This window comes from Dehalobacter sp. (genome assembly GCF_030063005.1).
Lineage (GTDB): Bacteria > Bacillota > Desulfitobacteriia > Desulfitobacteriales > Syntrophobotulaceae > Dehalobacter > Dehalobacter restrictus.
Genome location: NZ_JAPDHR010000002.1, coordinates 83,236 through 102,138, shown reverse-complemented (window position 1 = coordinate 102,138; position 18,903 = coordinate 83,236). Strand labels below are relative to the sequence as shown.

The following is an 18,903-nucleotide window of genomic DNA, read 5'->3' as shown; positions in this document are numbered from 1 at the left end:
TGCAATATAGTTTATTCCCCCATCATCCCGGTTTGGACGACCTTAGCATCGACCACGATCTCTACTTCCACTGTGCTAAAAGATTTCCGCCAGTCCGGTCCTAGCGTCTGCCATGCTGAGAGGTTAGTACGATGGAGTTTTTCTGTAAAACCAAGAAAATCTGAATTGTATTCTTTGGCCTTATCAACTGCCTGCATGGACAGATCCCGCAGCCTGTCTTCGATAATATTATGGGCTGAGCAATTCAAAGCAGATCCTGAACATTTACGCTGCTGCCACTAACGTCCGCTTGTGGATCTGTACAAGTCTGGTTTTCCCTGAGGGTCAGCTCAGCCTCTGTTTAAAAATTCGGTTGTTTTAAGATTAATTACACTAGTACTCTGTAACAGCTAAAAGTTAACAATCGGATAAAGGCGCTTGAGCTTAATCCTGGCGTCATCTGTAGTAAAGTGCCAATCAATTCCTCGCTGTTTCTTGTTGCGGTCTACAAACCAGAACTTAAGTTCTTTCCGTAATAATTCAAGCGAGGCGATACGTCTACTTTCCAAGCACTGCCGCCCAAGAGCGGATAATTCAATCTCAGCAATGTTCAGCCAGCTTCCGTGTTTTGGTGTGTAATGTATTTCCAGGCGATTTGCAATCTCAAAAGCGCGTTTTGGCTCAAAAGCATCATATAATGATGCAACGGAATGGATATTTAGGTTATCCATGACAAGCACAATCTTTTTAGCCCTTGGATATTGATCTTCAACCAGCCACGCTATTTGCTTCGCCCAGTCGATTTTTGTTCGGTGCTCTTGGGCGTCTGCATATCGCCAGCCTTGCAGTGGCTCTGTAAACATAAAGATACAACCGTTTCCGTTTTTGATGTATTCATGATCATAATACCCCGCAGCATTTCTTCTAGACCTAAAGCCCTTGCGCGTGTCAGCAAAGAACTGAACAGGTTTTTCATCCATGCAGATCACAGGATAATCCTCATTATAAGGCCAGCTATATACCTCCAACACATTTTCCATTGCGGCAACAAAAGCTGAACTTTGCTCTGGTGGTATCATCCAACATTTTTTCAGGTGAGGCTTAAGTTCGTTTTTTTAAGTGTACGGCTTATTGTCATAGGAGAGATAGACTTCACATATCCAAGTTCTATACACTTCTCTGATAAGAGTCGGACTGTCCAACGTGAATATCCCTTTGGGGGATCGCTGCAACATAATGCGATTATATGCGCTTCAACGTCTCCTGTAACCTTTGCCGGAACTGGCGGCGTCTTCCGTTTTCTTCTTACGAGTGTTTGCTCTAATCCCTTTTCTGCGTATGTTGTTTTCACTTTCTGTACAGTGGTGGGTGTTGTATGAAAAGTTTCTGCTATTTCAGCTACTGTCATATGTTTGGCACTGTTTCTATCAGACGCCAAAAGTATATTTGCTCGTAGTATTAATTTTGCTGGTGCTATTCCTTTTGTTACGAGGTCAGTCAATGCTTTTCTATCACTTTCGGTCAGTTCTATTATGTATTTGACTGAAGGCATATAATATTCCCCCTCTTTCTATTAAGAATATTATACGCCAGCTAAATAACTTTATACAACTTTTAGATGTTGCAAAATACTAGTATTCTCAATTTAAAAAACGGCAATTTTTAATCATATCCTCAGACACGGCCTTAATGACATCCTTCCATAGATTGACCGGTTCCTTCTTAAGCTCCGCCTGCACTGTCTCAGCTAACCGGGTTTGGCTGTCGCCGCAGCGCTCTTTAACTTGCCGGACCGCTTGCGTAACCTGATCAGCATAGTGGTTTTGTTCCAATATTTCCGCTGCAAGCTTTTGGCCGAGTTTATCCTGAAGGCTGTGATCCAGGCTCTCCAGCATGGTACTTTCGGGCGGTATCACTTTGCCTTTATCGTAAAGCCTGATTTTTCCCTCCAGCCAGGCAAGAAACTGCGGCGTACTCATGGCGTTCAGTTCCACTCTGTAGTCCTGCAGCCAGCTCTCCCACTCGGGATCAATATAGCTGGCCACGCCCTTCTTGCGGCCTGTTTTTCCTGCCTTTTCGATTTCCAGCCCCATGCTGACGGCTTCTTCCGGGTCCAGCCCCAGATTGATGATCTTCACTTTTCTGCCGGGCCTGGCTTTGGTTTCATTTTGCAGGGTATCATAGATCGTCGTGCCATATGCGTCCGCGTCATGAATGCAGAAAAAAGTAATCTCTTCCTCCGAATTCTCTCCGAGCGTATCCAACAAATCCTTGACCGCTCGACTGGCATAACCTTTGCTGGTGAGTAAAGCCATATCATATTTCTCCGGGATTTTCTTTTCCTTGAGCACATTGAAGAAGCCTTTTTTTTCAATATACAGGATTTTATTGAACGTCCAAACGGGCTTCTGATAGTTTTCCACCGCGATCGTGCCGATGGGAATATCCTGGCCTGAGTGGGGATGGTACAGCGTCCCCCGCTCATCCCGATACATCAGCGGAATGTCACCGTGCTGTGCTTCATAACTGCTGATCAATTCCGTGCAGAAATAGGCGTAATCCGGTTCTTTGCCACTTTCCTTGATCACATACGGCCGGACGGCATAATAAAGCTGACGCAGACTGAAACGGTATTCGCCGTTGCCGCTGGCTTTAGCAATGGCTTGTTCCAGGCATGCCGCCACGACTTCTTTCTGGGATTTCTTTCGTTCCACCACATCGCCCGGCAGGGATTTTTGGGCTCGGCTGACCGCCTTTTGAATGCTTTCTGCGATGGTGTCGCTGATGATCGAGAGATCCGGTTCTTTCCCATCTGTCACAATCGGGATATAGGGCGTTATGATATTGATCAGAATAACGGCAGGTTTGGCTTTCACACATAGGATTAAACCGCAGCCGAAAATACTCAGCAAATTTTTATTGTGGTAAATATTGACGTCACCGGTCACCGGGGATTTATTGAGCAGTACCGTTATATGGGGCGTATCGGAGGGTGTCGCGTACACTTCAAGGACAAATGCTATTTCCGCGTCGTGTTCCCCTTTGACGGTCCTGGCCTTAAAGGTACCGGCTGATTTACAATAGCCGCTGTACCCATCCAGCTTGCCGATCCGCCCCAGCCTCTCGGGACTCACATTTTTAACCGCTGCTCGGAGCTCAGCCAAAAGCACTTCCGTCTCATCGAACTCCAAGGCAGCGGCAGACGTCTTGGTATATTCTGCGGCTATCTTCCCGGCTTTTCCACCGGCACAACCGTCGAACTGCGTGATTAGTTCCCGGACTGATCCGCTATAGGACTGAAATAATTCAAAAAAGTTTTCACTGGTATACCAATAGGGCGAGGTCTTTCCCCTATAGGTTTCACCTTGGGCATATTCAATTGCCAGGCTTGCCCAGCTTGAATCGATAGGCATTTCGCCCAGAGTAAATCTGATTTTTGTCCCGGCTTCGTGATAATCGCTTAAGCTTTCCGGGAAGGCTGTACCGTCGTTTTGAAAATGGATTTTATAATTTTGGCCTCGGGTTGAAACATAGAGTTCGCCGCCCAGATCCAGCGCATTATCCGTGATTTCCTTGCAAACCAGCATGGACAATTTACTTCTCGGTACCCCCGCTTTTTGGGGCAAGGTTCCCATATTTCTGAATAATTTCCAGTCTTCCCGTTCAAAAAACATGTTCTGCATTCATTCCTCCTGAAACAAAAAATATTCCAAACATTTGCTGGAATATGATATGTTCAGGCTTAGAAAATGGACAAAACGCAACTACCCCTAAAGAAGTATTCTATCGATTTATTTTACTTTTTGCCGCCGGCTCACCTGTAAAAAGGGGCCGTATCGTTACGCCCCATGTTTATTTTCTTGAAGAAATCTTAGGATTTCTTCGCCGGCTTCTTGCATACTGCTGATGTCCGTTTTGATAGTAAACCCTTTCTCAGCCAGCCGATAAACAACTTGCAAGTACTCCGGCAATTCCAGTTGATATCGACCAAGAATTTCAGGTTTCATCAGCAGGTCTTTAACGTCTCCGAAAAAGATTATGGATCCGCTGTCCAAAATAGCAATCTTATCCGTGATGGCCATGATTTCTTTAAGGTTATGAGAGATCATGACCGTCGTTTCTTTTTTTTCGTGACGTTTTTTGAGTATATCCGAAAGTAGCTTCCGGCCGGCAGCGTCCAAACCTGCCATGGGTTCATCAAGGATGAGTATTTCCGGCTGAATGGCCAGCATCCCGGCAATGGCGACCCTTCTTCGCATGCCGCCGCTCAGTGTGACCGGGGACAGTTGGTTGATATTTTCCTGGTTTATACCAACCTGCCGCAGAGCATCATAGACTCTTTCTGCGACTTCTGTTTCAGGCAGGCCTAAGTTCCTCGGGCCATAGGCCACTTCATCAAAGACCGTAACTTGAAAAATCTGCTGTTCGGGATATTGAAAAACCAGCCCTGCTTTTTTCCAAAGATCTTTACTTAATTTGGGGTCCGAAGTTGGAATCCCGCATACAGTCATATGACCGGAGGTAGGCCGGATCAATCCGTTGAAATGCTGGGCGAGTGTCGATTTACCGGAACCGTTAGGTCCGAGTATTCCAAGGAACTCTCCTTTTGGTAGAGAGATATTAATGTCTTTGAGGGCTTGATGTTCGTAAACAGAACCGGGTAAGTACGTATAAGAAAGATGATTCGTTTCTACAACTGCAGGCATAGAAAATCCACCAACTCCCGAACAGATTTGACATTTTCGGGAACAGGATATCCGTTTAATCCCAATTGGTTGATCAATTGGTAAACCGAGGGGGGATCCAGTCCCAGTTCTGCCAACTTGGCGTTAGCATAGACTTCCTTTGGGGTTCCCTGTAAAAAGATTGATCCGTGATCCAGAACAATCAACCTGTCTGCCTGGACCAAATCCTCAGGATTATGGCTGATGATCAGAATGGTCATGTTTTCCTGTTTATTTAAGACCTTCAGCTGTTCGAGCAGTTCCTTCCTTCCTGTCGGATCCAGCATCGAAGTCGGCTCATCAAGAACGAGGTATTCCGGCAGCATCGCCAAGGCCGAAGCTAGAGCCACTTTTTGTTTTTGTCCGCCTGAAAGCAGATGCGGTGCATGATGCCTTTTGTCTTCGAGGCCACACACCTGAAGTGCCCAATTAATCCGGCGATTGATTTCTGAAATTGGTAGCCCTAAATTTTCGGGGCCAAAAGCGATTTCTTCCTCAATGACAGGACTGATTAATTGATTATCTGGGTTTTGGAAAACCATACCGACAAGTCTGCGGATTTCAGGCAGTTGTTCAATGTTTGCCGTATCAAGCCCATTGATAAAGACCTTTCCATCCGTTGGTTTAAGCAGGCCATTTAATAGTTTGGCCAGGGTAGATTTTCCCGAACCATTCATCCCAAGCAAACCGACATATTCGCCCTTCCTGATCGACAAGGAGATATCTTTCAGCGCAGGTGTTTTCCCTTGAGAGTAATCTATATAATGCTTTGTGACATTGACGAATTCGATACCTTGAGCAGTCATACTTTCGGCTCCTGACTTATAGAAGAATGCTAATCGTAATACCTGTACCTAAAACGGCGGTCATTTGGATTAAGAACAGGATATCCCGACGTTTCATTTGCAAACGGTTTAACCTTAACTGATTGGGATGGGAAGTAAAGCACCTGCTGTCCATCGCTTCACCCAAGTCAGCGGCCCGAACCAGGGACGCTTCAAATAAGGGGATGAGAATGGCAGTATAGCTCTTTATCCGGACGGCAATATTTGATGAATTAAATTGGGCTCCCCTTGATTTTTGAGCATTTTTTATGATGGCCGCTTCTTCAAATAAAGTAGGAAGAAAGCGAAAAGAAATGCTGAGGATGGTTGTATAATTATGAATAGGAATATGTAATTTCCTTAATGGTAGCAGCAAGTATTCGATTCCTGCGGACAATTTGAGGGATGATGTTGTCATCAGTAAAATCATAGAGCCTAAAAATAAAATAACCAGCCGCGATATATTGATCAGCCCTAAGATCAGACCTTCTCTGGTCATACTGAGCTTTCCAAGCATCAAAACGGTCTCGCCCGGCGTGAGAAATCCCTGGAAGACCAGCGTAAAAAGAAGCAGATATCTTAATTTCAATAAACTGCTCAGAATTAATTGATAGCTTAATCCGGAAGAAATAATGGCAGCAGCCATTAATAGAATCAAGAAAAGCAGAAAATACAAATTATCGGTAATTATGACGGAAAAAATGACCAATAAGCAGCTCAATATTTTCGTTCGGGGATCCAATAAATGGAGCAGGGAATTCCCATAGACGTATTGGCCTAATTTCATACCGATCATTGAAAAGGCTCCTTTGACAATTTCTGTTTCGTATGAATAATAGTACTTATATGGGTTTAATGCAAATAAAAATTGCATGATCTGAAGGGGATTGCATAATTCGGAGGAAGATCCAGTTATGGAACATGTCAAAAATGTGATATCAACAAAGAAACTGGCTGTTATTGCCATTCTCGTGGCGCAAGCCTCCGTTCTTCATTATCTTGAGAGTATGTTCCCTAGTCCGCTGCCTATACCGGGAGTGAAGCTGGGTTTGGCCAATATTATTACCTTGGTGGCTTTGGTTGTCTTTGACTTTAAGACGGCCCTGCAGATTACCGTACTGCGGACAATTCTCGGCTCTCTGCTCAGTGGGACCTTATTCGGCATGGGTTTTTTTATGAGCTTTTTAGGCGCTGTTGCAGCTGCGATCGTCATGGCAATGCTGTTATATCTATTTACAGGTCTGAGTATGGTTGGTATCAGTGTAGCAGGGGCTGTAGCCCATAATCTCGGGCAATTGGCCATGGCAGCCTTGGTTCTAAGGTTTTCAGGGATCTTTTTTTACTTGCCTGTTATGCTACTTTTTTCAGTGCCTACCGGAATCATAACCGGAATTATTATTAATGAACTGGTGAAATATGTCAAGGCAACAAACCGGTTTAATACGCTGCTTGAGGATACGTAAAAATCTGCTAATTAATTAGACATACTACAACTTTTCAATTTGTTTTTCAATCAGTTTTGACAAGCATTTCTCATTCATGTAATATGAATAATGATTGTCAGACTAAAAAGGAGGTGCGATTATGTTTGAAGTTACTGAAATCGCGGCCAAGAGAATTAAAGACATCATGGTGACTCAGAATATGGATGATTCTTACTTGCGGCTCTATGTAGCCGGCATTGGCTGAAGGGGGCCGAATTACGGCATGACTCTGGATGAGTCAAAGACCCCTGACGATATATTTGATGAACAGCATGGACTAAAAATTGTCGCAGACAAGCAATTTACAGAAGTTCTTGAGGGTGTTGTAATCAATTATATTGACACCCCCGATGGGGACCAATTTGAAATCAAATCACCCTTAAAAGGTGAGTGCGGATCGGACTGCAGTTCAGGAAGCTGCGAATCATAAAGCTCAAAAAAGAGATTGAATCAATCAAATTGCATCAATCTCTTTTTTGATTCCTTTAATCCAAATTCAACGAAAAAATATTAAATAGGGAAACAGGCTTATCTGATTTAACAGGAAGCCTTTTTTTATCCCCTAAAATTGTATGTAAGCCAATCCAAATATATATTTAGCCATACGAAGAATATATCAAAATATTTAAAATATTATGTCAAAAATTGTAGACATTCGACAAATTATGCAGTATATTAGGTGTAAAAGATGGTAAGTAAACACTTACTTTCCAAGATAGGAGTTTATTACCATATGAATTTACTAATACATCGGAAAGAAAGCATCATCTTAACGACAATTGATCTGATCGATAAATACGGAATCCACCAAATTTCAACACGCGAGATTGCCAAAAAGCAGAATATCACCGAGGGAGCCATCTATAAGCATTTTAAAAGCAAAAATGAACTGATGCTCGGCGTCCTGGATTATTTCTCGCAGTATGACAGCGACCTGTTCCTTACGGCCCAGCAGAAAGAAACCACGGAAGAAGCGATTATTTTTCTTGTCGAATCATTTTCTTCGTATTACGAAAATTACCCGTCAATCACCGCAGTACTTCTATCTTTGGAAATTATGCGCTATGACGAAGCGTTAAAATCAAAAGTCGAAGACATTTATTCAACGCGATTTGTTTTTTTAAAGAAAATTATTCAGAAAGGCCAGGAGACAGGGGAAATATCTCCGAAACTATCGAGTGAGATGCTGACTGATATTATTATCGGAACCTGCGTAGCGCTTTGCGCGAGGTGGAGACTACAGCAGTATTCTTTCTCTTTACGGGGAAAATGCCTGGAGGCAGTTAACACGATCCTGGGTTCTTTCATTCAAGACAAGATTAATCCTCAAAGGAGGGAGTCCATTGATTAAAGTACTGATTGTAGATGATGCGGCATTTATGCGGCTGGCGATAAAAAATATGCTTCAGAACAACGGTTTTGAGGTCGTCGGTGAGGCTGCGAACGGGTTGGAAGGCCTGGAAAGCTATAAACAATTGCAACCTGATGTCGTTACCATGGATATTACGATGCCTGAAATGTCCGGTTTGGAAGCATTACCTGAAATCATGAAATTTGATCCGAAAGCCAAGGTCGTGATGGTTTCCGCGATGGGACAGGAAAGTATGGTAAGGCAGGCTGTTGCGCTTGGTGCGAAGTCCTTTATTATCAAACCGTTCAAAGAGGATGTCGTAGTCAAAACCTTAAATCAGGTGAATGCATTAAAATAGTCAGTTGATATGTTTGGGGGGCAGATAAAAATGGCTGGTAATTATTCCAATGAATCCATGTTAGACCTGTATATTTTCGAAACGTCCAATCTGCTTGAACAGCTAGAGCATTCCATTCTGGCCAGTGAAAAATCCAATCATATTTCCAAAGACGATGTCAATGAGATCTTCCGGATCATGCATACCATTAAGGGTTCATCTGCAATGATGCTTTTTGACAACATCGCTTCTCTTGCCCATTCAATCGAGGACTTGTTTTATTTCATCCGCGAAAACGATCCCAGGGAGGTCGACTGCTCCGCGCTTTCGGATATTGTGCTCGAAGGTGTCGATTTTCTCAAAGTCGAACTGGAAAAAGTCAAAGCCAAAGACCCCGTTGACGGAGATGCACAGCGTCTGAAAGAGACGATTGCAGATTTCCTGAACAAACTGAAATTACAAAATTCTTCAGCAGAAAAAGTATTTACATCCAGGAAAGAAACGAAGAAAAATTCAGTAGAAGATCTGAAGGACATGCCGGAAGACATAGAAGAAATAACTGAAAAAATACCTGAAGAAAAACCCAGATATTATATTGCCCCGAACATAACAGAGCCCCCGGCGGCCCTGTCTAAAAAGAACTGGTACAAGGCTGTAATTTTCTATCAGGACGGCTGTGAAATGGAAAATATCAGAGCCTACACCGTCATCCATAATTTGAAAGAAATTGTGGACAAGTACATTTTCACCCCGGAAGATATTATTGAAAATGATCTGAGTGCTCAGGTCATTAAAGAACAGGGCTTTACAGTAGTCTTAAGGACAGATAAAAGCTATGAAGAAATGCATGAATTCTTCATGCAGACGATTTTCCTCAGAGAGCTGAAGTTGGAGCAGATCGAAGATCAGGAAGACGAACCGGTGATGAATCAACATGAGAATGCTTTAACCCCACAGATTCCTGTCCTACAGACAGTTGAAAGGGAGGAAAAGGCCGAGAAGGAAGTCTCTCTTTCTTCTGCCCAGCAGAGCATCATCAGTGTCAATGTCGCCAAGCTGGACAGACTGATGGACCTGGTCGGAGAAATGGTGATTGCCGAGGCCATGGTTACCCAAAACCCTGACCTTAAAGGGCTGCAGCTAGATAATTTCTATAAGGCAGCCCGGCAGTTCGGAAAAATCACCGGGGAATTGCAGGATATGGTCATGGCGATCCGGATGGTTCCGCTGTCGACGACCTTTCACAAAATGCACAGAATCGTACGCGATATGAGTAAGAAGCTGAACAAAGAAGTGCGTTTAGAGATCATCGGTGAGGAAACGGAAGTTGACAAAAATATCATTGAACATATTTCTGATCCGCTGATGCATCTGATCCGCAACGCGATTGATCATGGGATTGAGGCGGCTGGGGAACGGGTTGCGGCAGAGAAGTCCAAAGCTGGGACAATCACCCTGGAAGCAAAAAACGCTGGAAGCGATGTTCTGATCATTGTCAGGGATGATGGTAAAGGACTGAATAAAGAAAAAATCCTGAGCAGAGCCAGACAGAATGGCCTTCTGACCAAATCGGAACAGGAGATAAGCGACCGCGAAATCTTTAATCTGATCTTTTTGCCCGGATTTTCAACCAAAGAGAACATCACGGAATTTTCCGGAAGAGGCGTCGTGGATGTCGTCTCCAAGAATATCCAGACGGTAGGCGGATCCGTTTCGGTAGACAGCACTGAAGGTGCAGGCACTGCCATTACGATGAAGATCCCATTAACATTGGCGATTATCGGCGGAATGAATATTAAAGTCGGAAATTCAAGGTATACCATACCGACAATATCCATCAGAGAATCATTCAGGCCGAAAGAATCCGAGATTATCAGAGACCCTGACGAAAATGAAATGATTATGGTAAGGGGTGAGTGTTATCCGGTTATCAGGCTCCATACGCTGTACAAAGTCAAAACTGAAATTACGGAATTAAGCCAGGGCATATTTATCATGGTTGAAGATGAAGAAACATCTTGTTGTATATTTGCTGATGAACTGCTTGGAGAACAACAGGTCGTTGTTAAAGCACTGCCGTATTACATTCAAAATTTTAAAAAAGATAACGTGTTAGGAGGGTGTACGCTTTTAGGTGACGGAAGCATTAGTTTAATCCTTGACATCCAGAGTATAACCAGACTTGTGAAGAAATAACAAGAAAGGAGTGATTTTAATGGCAGAAATGATTGCAGAAGATTATTTGGAAGAAGATACTCAGAAAAACAAGTTTTTGACCTTTTCTCTAGGCAACGAAATCTACGGGATTGAAATTAAGTACGTGACAGAAATTATCGGTATCCAGCCGGTTACTGAAGTGCCGGAGCTGCCCAATTATGTTCGTGGAATTGTCAATTTGAGAGGGAAGATCATTCCGGTCATCGATGTGCGCCTGCGTTTCAAAAAGCCATTTATGGAATACAGTGACCGGACCTGTATCATCGTGATCGACATTCAGGAAATATCAATTGGTCTGATCGTGGACAGCGTATGCGAGGTGCTTGTCATCCCTGAAGACGAAATAGTGCCTCCTCCCAGTGTTAACGGAGGTGCCAGTAACAAATACATTAAAGGAATCGGCAAGGTCGATAACAGTATCAAGCTCATTCTTGATTGCGACAAATTATTAAAAGAAGAAGAACTGTCTAATCTGACATCTACACTTAGTGAGGGGGTAATATCATGAATTTCAACAAGCTTCAAACCAAGATTTTAGCTGGCTATATTGTCATTGTCGTCATCCTGGCAGTCATTTCTGTAGTCACTTATACCCAGGTTAATTCTATGGTCAAAGATGTTAATCAGATGACCGAAGTCGAATTTGTGAAATTCCAAATTAATGAAGACCTGGCCTTAAGCTTCACCGATGGAGCAAGTCTTGCCAGAGCCTACATGTTGTATGGAAAACAGTCCTATGTTGACGATTTCAATGCGATTTCCCAGAAGTGCACCAAACTGCAAGAGGAATTGTTAGCCATGGAGAATACGCCTGAGAACAAGGCCATGGTAGAGAGAAGCAACGCCTGGACCGCTGCAGTAAGTGGAGAGCTGTTTGCGGCAGTCAAAGGAGGCAATGCTGCACAAATCACGGCAGTTGGAGCAAAAATTGCACCGGAAACAAAAGCCCTAATCGAATTAAATACGCAAATGGCAGAGCAAAGAGCTCAAAACATTGGTGCGGCAAAGGATCGTATTGCATCCAAAGAAACCAGAACTATAATTATACTGGCCGTCTCCACCTTGACCGCAATCGTTCTGTCGATCATCCTCGGATTTTTTATGGCTCGCTCGATCACAAACCCTGTCCGCAAACTGGTAGGAGTTTCCGATAAAATTGCTGACGGCGATTTGAATGTCGATATCGATGTCCACGGCAAAGATGAGATCGGAGCGCTTGCCAAATCGTTCTCGACCATGACGCTGACCCTGAATGAAGTGATCAGTAATATCAACAGTGCTTCCGAGCAGGTCGCTTCAGGCTCGAAGCAACTGTCCGATTCCAGTATGGCCCTTTCCCAGGGCGCAACCGAGCAGGCTAGTTCGATTGAAGAGCTGACGGCCTCTCTGGAAGAAATCAGTTCCCAGACCAAACTCAATGCCCAAAATGCCAATGAAGCAAACCAGCTGGCGGAAGAAGCCAAGAAGAATGCGGCCCAGGGCAACAGCCAGATGAAGGAAATGCTTAGCGCAATGGATGAAATCAATAATTCTTCCAATAATATCTCCAAAATTATCAAAGTCATCGACGATATTGCCTTCCAGACCAATATCTTGGCCCTGAATGCTGCTGTTGAAGCTGCAAGGGCAGGACAGCACGGCAAAGGGTTCGCCGTTGTGGCAGAAGAAGTCAGAAACCTCGCAGCTCGCTCAGCCAACGCTGCTAAGGAAACAACGGATATGATCGAGGGTTCGATCAAGAATGTTGATAACGGTACCCGGATAGCAAGCGACACGGCAAAAGAATTAAACAACATTGTCGAAGGAATTTCGAAGGTAGCCAACCTGGTGAACAACATTGCAGTGGCTTCCAATGAACAGGCCATTGGCATCAACCAAATCAACCAGGGTATTGCTCAGGTCGCGGAAGTCGTTCAGACCAACTCGGCAACTGCTGAAGAGAGTGCCGCTGCAAGTGAGGAACTGGCGAGCCAGTCCGAGCTGCTGAATGTTCAGGTTGCCAAATTCAAACTGCGGAAAAACGGCCAGTACGCTTCCTTAAAAGGAATCGAAAACATGAGCCCGGATATTCTGAAAATGCTCGAGAATATGAACAGTAGTAGTCCGACTCTTGCACCAAAGGAAAAGCCAAAAAAGAAAATTGTCCTGAGTGACGACGAATTCGGCAAGTACTAAGTGAAATGCAAGAGAAGAGAGGGCCTGATTCGAGGCCCTCTCTTCAGAATAACAGAAATTAGAAGTTTCTATAAAAAACGCCTGGAGAAGATGGTGGTCTGTTATGATAACAATAACGGAAAAAGAATTTGTGAAGTTTGCAGCGTATATCGAAGCTAATTATGGGATTCATCTAAAAAAAGAAAAGCAATCGCTGATTAACGGCAGACTGCAGGGTGTCCTTATCGAGAACGGCTTTAAAAGTTTCTCGGAATATTACGATTTCATTACTTCACATAACGGCGGGGAGGCCATGACCACCTTTATTAATAAGATTACCACCAACCATACGTTTTTTATGCGGGAAGCGGAGCATTTTACTTTCTTAAAAGAGAACGTTCTGCCTGTGCTGGCGGCCCATTGCCGGGATAAGGATCTACGGATATGGAGCGCGGCGTGCTCCAGTGGTGAAGAACCGTATACCCTCGCGATGATCATTGATGAGTTTTTTGGCAGAGAAAAAGTCTGGTGGGATACGAAGATTCTTGCAACGGACATTTCCGATAAAGCCTTAACGATTGCCAGAAATGGCGAATACGCCAATGATAAGGTTGCGGCGCTGCCAGCGCTGTGGAGAACAAATTATTTTAAAAAGCTCGACAGGGAAAAATCAATTGTTGTAGAAAAAATTAAGAATGAAGTGATCTTCCGCAACTTTAATCTGATGGAAAAGGTATTTCCTTTTAAAAAGAAGTTCCATGTGATCTTTTGCCGAAATGTGATGATTTACTTTGACGGGCCAACCAAAGAACAGCTTGTTCAGAAATTTTATGACATGACTGAGTATGGCGGCTACCTGTTCATCGGTCATTCGGAATCACTCAACAAAGATACAACCCAATATAAATATGTCATGCCAGCCGTATACAGAAAAGAATAATATTTAGAAGTAGGTTGATATCATGGCCAAAAAAAAGATTAGGGTTTTAATTGTAGATGATTCCATCGTTTTCCGGGAGATTCTGGCCAGAGGAATCGCCAGTGACCCGGAGATCGAAGTTGTGGGTATGGCCGCAGACCCGTTTGAAGCCAGGGATAAAATCCTGGAAGTTGAACCGGACGTCATGACCTGTGATGTCCAGATGCCCAAAATGAACGGGATTGAATTTATCTGCAAGCTGCTGCCGCAATATCCGATTCCGGTGATTGTGATCAGTACGGTGAGCGATGCTGTTTTTGATGCGATGAATGCCGGGGCTGTCGAATTTGTCGGCAAGCCGGATATGAAGGCTGCGCAGAGAGTGGAAACCTTTTTAAATGAGTTGAAGATTAAGATCAAGGTAGCCTCCGTCGCCCGGATTATCCCGTCGATGAAGGATACGACTGAAAAAGTTGAAAGCCAGCATGCCGAGAATTCGGAAAAAATCATCGCGATCGGCGCTTCCACCGGCGGAACGGAAGCCGTCTGCAATATCATGAAGCGACTGCCTGCGAATATGCCCGGGATCGTTATCGTCCAGCATATCCCTCCTGTTTTTTCCCGGATGTTTGCCGAGCGGCTGAATAATCAGACCAAACTGAAGGTCCAGGAAGCTCGGACCGGGGATTACCTGGAACAGGGAATGGCCTTAGTTGCGCCTGGAGACCAGCATGTCAGAATCAAAAAGATAGCCAATCGATACAGGATTGAGTGCTTCGCAGGAGAAAAGGTCAACGGTCATTGTCCTTCCGTTGATGTCTTATTTGAATCCGTGGCCAAGGAAGCAGGCAAAAATGCGCTGGGTGTCATTTTGACCGGTATGGGATATGACGGGGCCAAGGGACTCCTGCAGATGAGAAGAAAAGGGGCCAGAACGATCGGTCAGGATCAGGATTCCTGTGTGGTCTACGGCATGCCGAAAGTTGCTCATGATATCGGGGCCGTTGAAAGACAAACTTCTTTAATGAACATCCCTCAGTTGATTTGTACGATGCTGAAGTAAGGAATGAAGGCCAATGAATAAAAGCAAAAAAAGCTACAATGTCACAACAAATGAAATGGCGTTGGCTTTGGCGTGCATCGGAGATGGTGTCGTGTATACGGATCATCTGGGAACCATTTTATACATCAATGATTCCACTGCCAGGCTTTCGGGCTGGTTGCCGGAAGAGGCTCAGGGTAAAATATTTGAAGAAGTCTTTCCAGTTATCAATAAAGAAACCGAAGAAATAATGGATTCTCCGATAGAGCTGACCATTAAAAAAAAGAAAGCTCTGGGCTTAAAAAACCATTCGGCACTGATCAAAAAAGATGGCCAAATCATCTGCATTTCGGCCAGCAGTTCCCCAGTGATCGAACAAGACGGCCAAGTCAGAGGGGTCATCTTTGTCTTCAGGGACATCACCAGAATCAAAGAAATTGAAAACGACTATAAAAATGAAGCAGAAAATTTTAGGACAATCTTTTATTCGTCTCCAGTTAATATGGTTATTATCGATGAGCTGGCGCACATTAGCTGCGTAAACAACGCAGCACTCGAACTGATGCATGTGGAAAAACAAGATGTGCTTGGTAAAACATTTGGCGAAGCTTTCAAATGTGCAGCCAGCTTTGAACATCCCAGGGGTTGCGGCTACGCAGCGAAATGTAAGCAGTGTGAGATTACACATGCCGGCTTGCGGGCGCTTAAAAACAATGAATCTATCGAGGGGTTGGAGTTCTCCCAATCATTTATCCTTAACGGCAAGACAAAACAATTATGGTTTCATGTCAGCATCTCCCCGCTGATGGTAGACGGCAAAAAAAATATCGTTATTGCGTTAAATGACATCACCGAAGAAAAGATACTTGAAGAGTCACTGATTAAGTCCCGCGATTTCCAGCTGAAGCTGCTGGATTATTTCCCGGTTTCTATCTGGCGTTCCACAGAAAAAGAAATAACTTACCTGAATAAAAATCTGCTGGATTTTTTGGGTATGAACTTTGAAGAGTGCATGAATATTCACTGGTTATCAGTCATACATCCCGAAGACAGAGCCGCTTATAAAGAAATACTAAAAAATGCAGAAGCGAACCATACATCTTTTGAATATGAGCATCGCTTAAGATATCATGACGGGGAGTATCGATGGTGTCTCAGTTCAGGCGGCCCATATTATGATCTTGAAGGAGAGTATGCCGGCCTAATCGGCATTATACTGGATATCACCGACAGAAAGATTGCTGAAGACGCTTTAAAGCGCTATCAACTGTTGTCGGAAAATGCCAGGGATATGATTATGTTCGTCTCACAGGATGGGAAAATTCTCGAAGCCAACAAAGCAGCTTTGAAAGCTTACGGCTATGATCATCTTGAAATTGTGCAAAAAACAGTTTTTGATTTTGCAGAAGATGTGACGTTTGCCGGAGAACAACTGAAGATTGCCGTGGAAAAAGGATTCTTTATTGAAACAAACACGAAACGGAAAGATGAAAGTATAGTTCCTGTTGAAGTGAGTGCACAGACCACGATGATCAATGGCCAACAGGTGTTGTTGTGCGTGCTTAGAGAAATAACCGAACGTAAAAAAATTGAAAAACAGCTGCTGGACAGTGAAACCCGGTATCGAAATTTATATAACAATGTCACGGATGCAATCTACATCGTTGAAATTATCGAGAATGATGACCGGATTGGGAAAATAATTGAAGTCAATGATATTACCTGTCAAAGACTTGGCTATACGAGAGAGGAACTCCTTCAGCTATATCTGCCGGATATCGCTAAATACGATACGAAAGATCAAATTGAACAATTGAAACAGCTGATACAGCAGGGATCCGATACAGCGGAACATGTGCATGTCACTAAAGACGGAAAGGAAATCCCGGTTGAAGTCAGTGTGCATCTGATAAATATTAACGGCAAAACGTGCATATATTCCCTGGCACGAGATATATCCGAGCGGAGAGCTTCGGAGCGGGCATTGATCGAGAGTGAAGAAAAATTCCGAAGCGTCTTTGAAAATGCCAGAGATGCCATTTTCCTGGAGCAGGTCAATGAAAAAGGTGAAATCACGATTGTCGAAGTGAATGAAGTCGCCTGCAAAGGACTCGAATATACGCGGGATGAGCTGATCGGACATTCGCCAAAGATGATTTCCAAAATAGGCAAAGCGGAACTGGATATATTGATGACTCAAGTTCGAAACTATCAAACCTATGTGTTTGAAGATATCCACATTTCCAAAAATGGCAGAGAGATTCCCGTTGAGATCAATATACGGCAATTTAGACTTAATCATATAGACTATCTCATTCTCATTGCACGGGATATTACGGAGAGAAAAAAGAATGAGGAGAGATTCATCAAGGCCAAAGAAGAAGCTGAAGCCGCGAATCGGGCCAAAAGTGAATTCCTCGCCAATATGAGTCATGAGATCCGGACACCGGTGAACGGCATCAACGGTATGATTGATTTAACGCTGGCCACTGACTTGAATCCTGAACAGCGGGATAACCTCGAAACCGCCAAAATCTGTGCCAATTCCCTGCTGGCGTTGATCAGTGATATCCTTGATTTTTCCAAGATTGAGGCCAGGAAACTCGTTGTTGAGAACATCAATTTTGACATGCATGATCTGGTTGAGAAGAATTCGAAGGTGCATACGCTGCGGGCCAGTAAAAAGAGGCTTCAATTAACGTATGATCTCGATCCCAGCATCCCGAAGTATCTGATCGGTGATCCGAACAGACTTAGGCAGGTCCTGAATAACCTGGTTGATAACGCAATAAAATTCACGGACACCGGTAAAATATCTGTCACTTTAAACAACGTTCTGAAGACAGATCAGGACATTGAACTGAAATTTGCTGTCCAGGATACCGGAATTGGTATTTCCGAAGAAGATCAGACCTTCCTGTTCAAAACATTTACCCAAGTCGACAGCTCTATTACCCGAAAATATGGCGGAACAGGCCTGGGGTTGGCAATTTCCAAGCAGCTAGTCGAGCTGATGGGTGGAACCATGGGGGTCAGCAGTCAAAAAGGAAGAGGAAGCACATTCTATTTTCCGATCAAATTTAAAATAGGAAAACTAAGCGAAACAGTGCCGTTCCTTAGACCTGACATCAGCCCAATGATCCGGCCCTTGCATATTCTTCTTGCTGAGGATGATAAGGTAAGTCAAGTCTTTCTTCGCCGCATGCTGAAGGAAAGAGGCCATCAGGTCGATACTGCAGACAATGGTTTGGAGGTCCTGGATCTTTTTAAGAAAAAAAAATATGACTTGATCCTGATGGATATCCAGATGCCCGTGATGGACGGGATAGAAGCAACGAAAAATATCAGGGAATCTGAAGGCGGCCGGACCCATACACCGATCATTGCAGTATCTGCCTATGCGTTGCAGGGTGACGAACAAAGGTTTCTGGCGATGGGAATGGATAGTTATCTGGCAAAACCGATTGACATCAACGATCTAATGAAAAAAATTGGTTCGGTGGGTCAAAACCGGCAAGAATTTCCGGATAAGGTTGAGCTCGGGGATCACGGCGAAATTATTTTTACAAGTAAATCTGAGAATAAAGACACTGAACATTATACTTCCGTAATGCAGGAAATCGAGCATTGCATCAAAGAACTCGACGATCATTTCGAAAGCATGCAATATGAAGCGATAGAATCGATTGCCAACCGGCTGAAAAACCTGTGCAATCAGATTGAAGCAGATGAATTGAAATTCTGTGCTTTTAAAATCGAACTGGCGAGAAGAAAAAATAATATTGGGGATGAGATTGAGTATTTCAGCTTATTTAAAGAAGCGTATTATGTTTTTAAAAAGTCATTTCAAAAAGTCACTTAGCAATGAAGGA

The 18,903-nt window shown here is 43.7% G+C and carries 17 protein-coding genes; 10 read left to right on the top strand and 7 right to left on the bottom strand.

Translation table 11 applies throughout. The annotated features are described in order from the left end of the window. Positions 1–11: 11 nt before the first annotated feature. The 7 genes from OKX56_RS01175 to OKX56_RS01145 all read right to left on the bottom strand — a co-directional run bounded on the left by OKX56_RS01175 (position 12) and on the right by OKX56_RS01145 (position 6,323). Positions 12–248 (bottom strand): Ger(x)C family spore germination C-terminal domain-containing protein, encoded by a 237-nt coding sequence (locus OKX56_RS01175; RefSeq protein ID WP_287895358.1) that lies wholly within the window; start codon positions 246–248, stop codon positions 12–14. A 141-nt stretch (positions 249–389) separates the two neighbouring features. Beyond that, positions 390–1,058 carry an IS630 family transposase gene (locus tag OKX56_RS01170; protein ID WP_287895356.1) on the bottom strand — a complete coding sequence of 223 codons (669 nt, stop codon included), beginning with the start codon at positions 1,056–1,058 and terminating at the stop codon, positions 390–392. An 11-nt stretch (positions 1,059–1,069) separates the two neighbouring features. Then, positions 1,070–1,531: a helix-turn-helix domain-containing protein gene (locus tag OKX56_RS01165; RefSeq protein ID WP_287895354.1), complete on the bottom strand. Its 462-nt coding sequence runs from the start codon at positions 1,529–1,531 to the stop codon at positions 1,070–1,072. Between the two features lie 88 nt (positions 1,532–1,619). After that, positions 1,620–3,662, bottom strand: a complete 2,043-nt coding sequence (locus OKX56_RS01160; protein WP_287895351.1) for a hypothetical protein — start codon at positions 3,660–3,662, stop codon at positions 1,620–1,622. Between the two features lie 156 nt (positions 3,663–3,818). Then, positions 3,819–4,685, bottom strand: a complete 867-nt coding sequence (locus tag OKX56_RS01155; protein ID WP_287895349.1) for an energy-coupling factor transporter ATPase — start codon at positions 4,683–4,685, stop codon at positions 3,819–3,821. Continuing rightward, entirely contained in the window at positions 4,670–5,509 is an 840-nt protein-coding gene (locus OKX56_RS01150) for an energy-coupling factor transporter ATPase (RefSeq protein WP_287895347.1), read from the bottom strand. The genes OKX56_RS01155 and OKX56_RS01150 overlap by 16 nt, the downstream gene beginning before the upstream one ends. 16 nt (positions 5,510–5,525) lie before the next feature. Beyond that, positions 5,526–6,323 (bottom strand): energy-coupling factor transporter transmembrane component T family protein, encoded by a 798-nt coding sequence (locus tag OKX56_RS01145; RefSeq protein WP_287895344.1) that lies wholly within the window; start codon positions 6,321–6,323, stop codon positions 5,526–5,528. Between the two features lie 118 nt (positions 6,324–6,441). Between OKX56_RS01145 and OKX56_RS01140 the strand changes: the two genes are divergently transcribed. The 10 genes from OKX56_RS01140 to OKX56_RS01095 all read left to right on the top strand — a co-directional run bounded on the left by OKX56_RS01140 (position 6,442) and on the right by OKX56_RS01095 (position 18,893). Continuing rightward, complete coding sequence (locus OKX56_RS01140; protein ID WP_287895342.1) at positions 6,442–6,990, top strand: Gx transporter family protein; 549 nt, start codon at positions 6,442–6,444, stop codon at positions 6,988–6,990. A gap of 244 nt (positions 6,991–7,234) precedes the next feature. Further along, on the top strand, positions 7,235–7,441 hold the full coding sequence (locus tag OKX56_RS01135) for a hypothetical protein (RefSeq protein ID WP_015044371.1): 207 nt from the start codon (positions 7,235–7,237) through the stop codon (positions 7,439–7,441). Between the two features lie 303 nt (positions 7,442–7,744). After that, complete coding sequence (locus tag OKX56_RS01130; RefSeq protein ID WP_025205327.1) at positions 7,745–8,362, top strand: TetR/AcrR family transcriptional regulator; 618 nt, start codon at positions 7,745–7,747, stop codon at positions 8,360–8,362. Further along, complete coding sequence (locus OKX56_RS01125) at positions 8,355–8,720, top strand: response regulator (protein ID WP_025205328.1); 366 nt, start codon at positions 8,355–8,357, stop codon at positions 8,718–8,720. The genes OKX56_RS01130 and OKX56_RS01125 overlap by 8 nt, the downstream gene beginning before the upstream one ends. A 30-nt stretch (positions 8,721–8,750) precedes the next feature. Next, positions 8,751–10,895 carry a chemotaxis protein CheA gene (locus OKX56_RS01120; protein WP_287895338.1) on the top strand — a complete coding sequence of 715 codons (2,145 nt, stop codon included), beginning with the start codon at positions 8,751–8,753 and terminating at the stop codon, positions 10,893–10,895. Positions 10,896–10,914: 19 nt separating this feature from the next. Further along, the gene (locus OKX56_RS01115) at positions 10,915–11,424 is read left to right on the top strand and encodes a chemotaxis protein CheW (RefSeq protein WP_015044367.1); all 510 of its coding nucleotides are present in this window, start codon (positions 10,915–10,917) and stop codon (positions 11,422–11,424) included. Beyond that, positions 11,421–13,091: a methyl-accepting chemotaxis protein gene (locus OKX56_RS01110; RefSeq protein ID WP_025205330.1), complete on the top strand. Its 1,671-nt coding sequence runs from the start codon at positions 11,421–11,423 to the stop codon at positions 13,089–13,091. Before OKX56_RS01115 ends, OKX56_RS01110 begins: the two co-directional genes overlap by 4 nt. A gap of 103 nt (positions 13,092–13,194) precedes the next feature. After that, the gene (locus tag OKX56_RS01105) at positions 13,195–14,010 is read left to right on the top strand and encodes a CheR family methyltransferase (protein ID WP_287895335.1); all 816 of its coding nucleotides are present in this window, start codon (positions 13,195–13,197) and stop codon (positions 14,008–14,010) included. A 22-nt stretch (positions 14,011–14,032) separates the two neighbouring features. Beyond that, entirely contained in the window at positions 14,033–15,052 is a 1,020-nt protein-coding gene (locus tag OKX56_RS01100; RefSeq protein WP_025205332.1) for a protein-glutamate methylesterase/protein-glutamine glutaminase, read from the top strand. Positions 15,053–15,065: 13 nt separating this feature from the next. Next, positions 15,066–18,893 (top strand): PAS domain-containing hybrid sensor histidine kinase/response regulator, encoded by a 3,828-nt coding sequence (locus OKX56_RS01095; protein ID WP_287895334.1) that lies wholly within the window; start codon positions 15,066–15,068, stop codon positions 18,891–18,893. Positions 18,894–18,903 lie beyond the last annotated feature (10 nt).

Bases quoted from the DNA above. Each gene is read 5' to 3' on its own strand.
- OKX56_RS01160 (WP_287895351.1), bottom strand. From the start codon at position 3,662: ATGCAGAACATGTTTTTTGAACGGGAAGACTGGAAATTATTCAGAAAT.
- OKX56_RS01120 (WP_287895338.1), top strand. From the start codon at position 8,751: ATGGCTGGTAATTATTCCAATGAATCCATGTTAGACCTGTATATTTTC.
- OKX56_RS01155 (WP_287895349.1), bottom strand. From the start codon at position 4,685: ATGCCTGCAGTTGTAGAAACGAATCATCTTTCTTATACGTACTTACCC.
- OKX56_RS01095 (WP_287895334.1), top strand. From the start codon at position 15,066: ATGAATAAAAGCAAAAAAAGCTACAATGTCACAACAAATGAAATGGCG.
- OKX56_RS01170 (WP_287895356.1), bottom strand. From the start codon at position 1,058: ATGATACCACCAGAGCAAAGTTCAGCTTTTGTTGCCGCAATGGAAAAT.
- OKX56_RS01110 (WP_025205330.1), top strand. From the start codon at position 11,421: ATGAATTTCAACAAGCTTCAAACCAAGATTTTAGCTGGCTATATTGTC.
- OKX56_RS01145 (WP_287895344.1), bottom strand. From the start codon at position 6,323: ATGATCGGTATGAAATTAGGCCAATACGTCTATGGGAATTCCCTGCTC.
- OKX56_RS01165 (WP_287895354.1), bottom strand. From the start codon at position 1,531: ATGCCTTCAGTCAAATACATAATAGAACTGACCGAAAGTGATAGAAAA.
- OKX56_RS01140 (WP_287895342.1), top strand. From the start codon at position 6,442: ATGGAACATGTCAAAAATGTGATATCAACAAAGAAACTGGCTGTTATT.
- OKX56_RS01105 (WP_287895335.1), top strand. From the start codon at position 13,195: ATGATAACAATAACGGAAAAAGAATTTGTGAAGTTTGCAGCGTATATC.
- OKX56_RS01100 (WP_025205332.1), top strand. From the start codon at position 14,033: ATGGCCAAAAAAAAGATTAGGGTTTTAATTGTAGATGATTCCATCGTT.
- OKX56_RS01150 (WP_287895347.1), bottom strand. From the start codon at position 5,509: ATGACTGCTCAAGGTATCGAATTCGTCAATGTCACAAAGCATTATATA.
- OKX56_RS01135 (WP_015044371.1), top strand. From the start codon at position 7,235: ATGACTCTGGATGAGTCAAAGACCCCTGACGATATATTTGATGAACAG.
- OKX56_RS01115 (WP_015044367.1), top strand. From the start codon at position 10,915: ATGGCAGAAATGATTGCAGAAGATTATTTGGAAGAAGATACTCAGAAA.
- OKX56_RS01130 (WP_025205327.1), top strand. From the start codon at position 7,745: ATGAATTTACTAATACATCGGAAAGAAAGCATCATCTTAACGACAATT.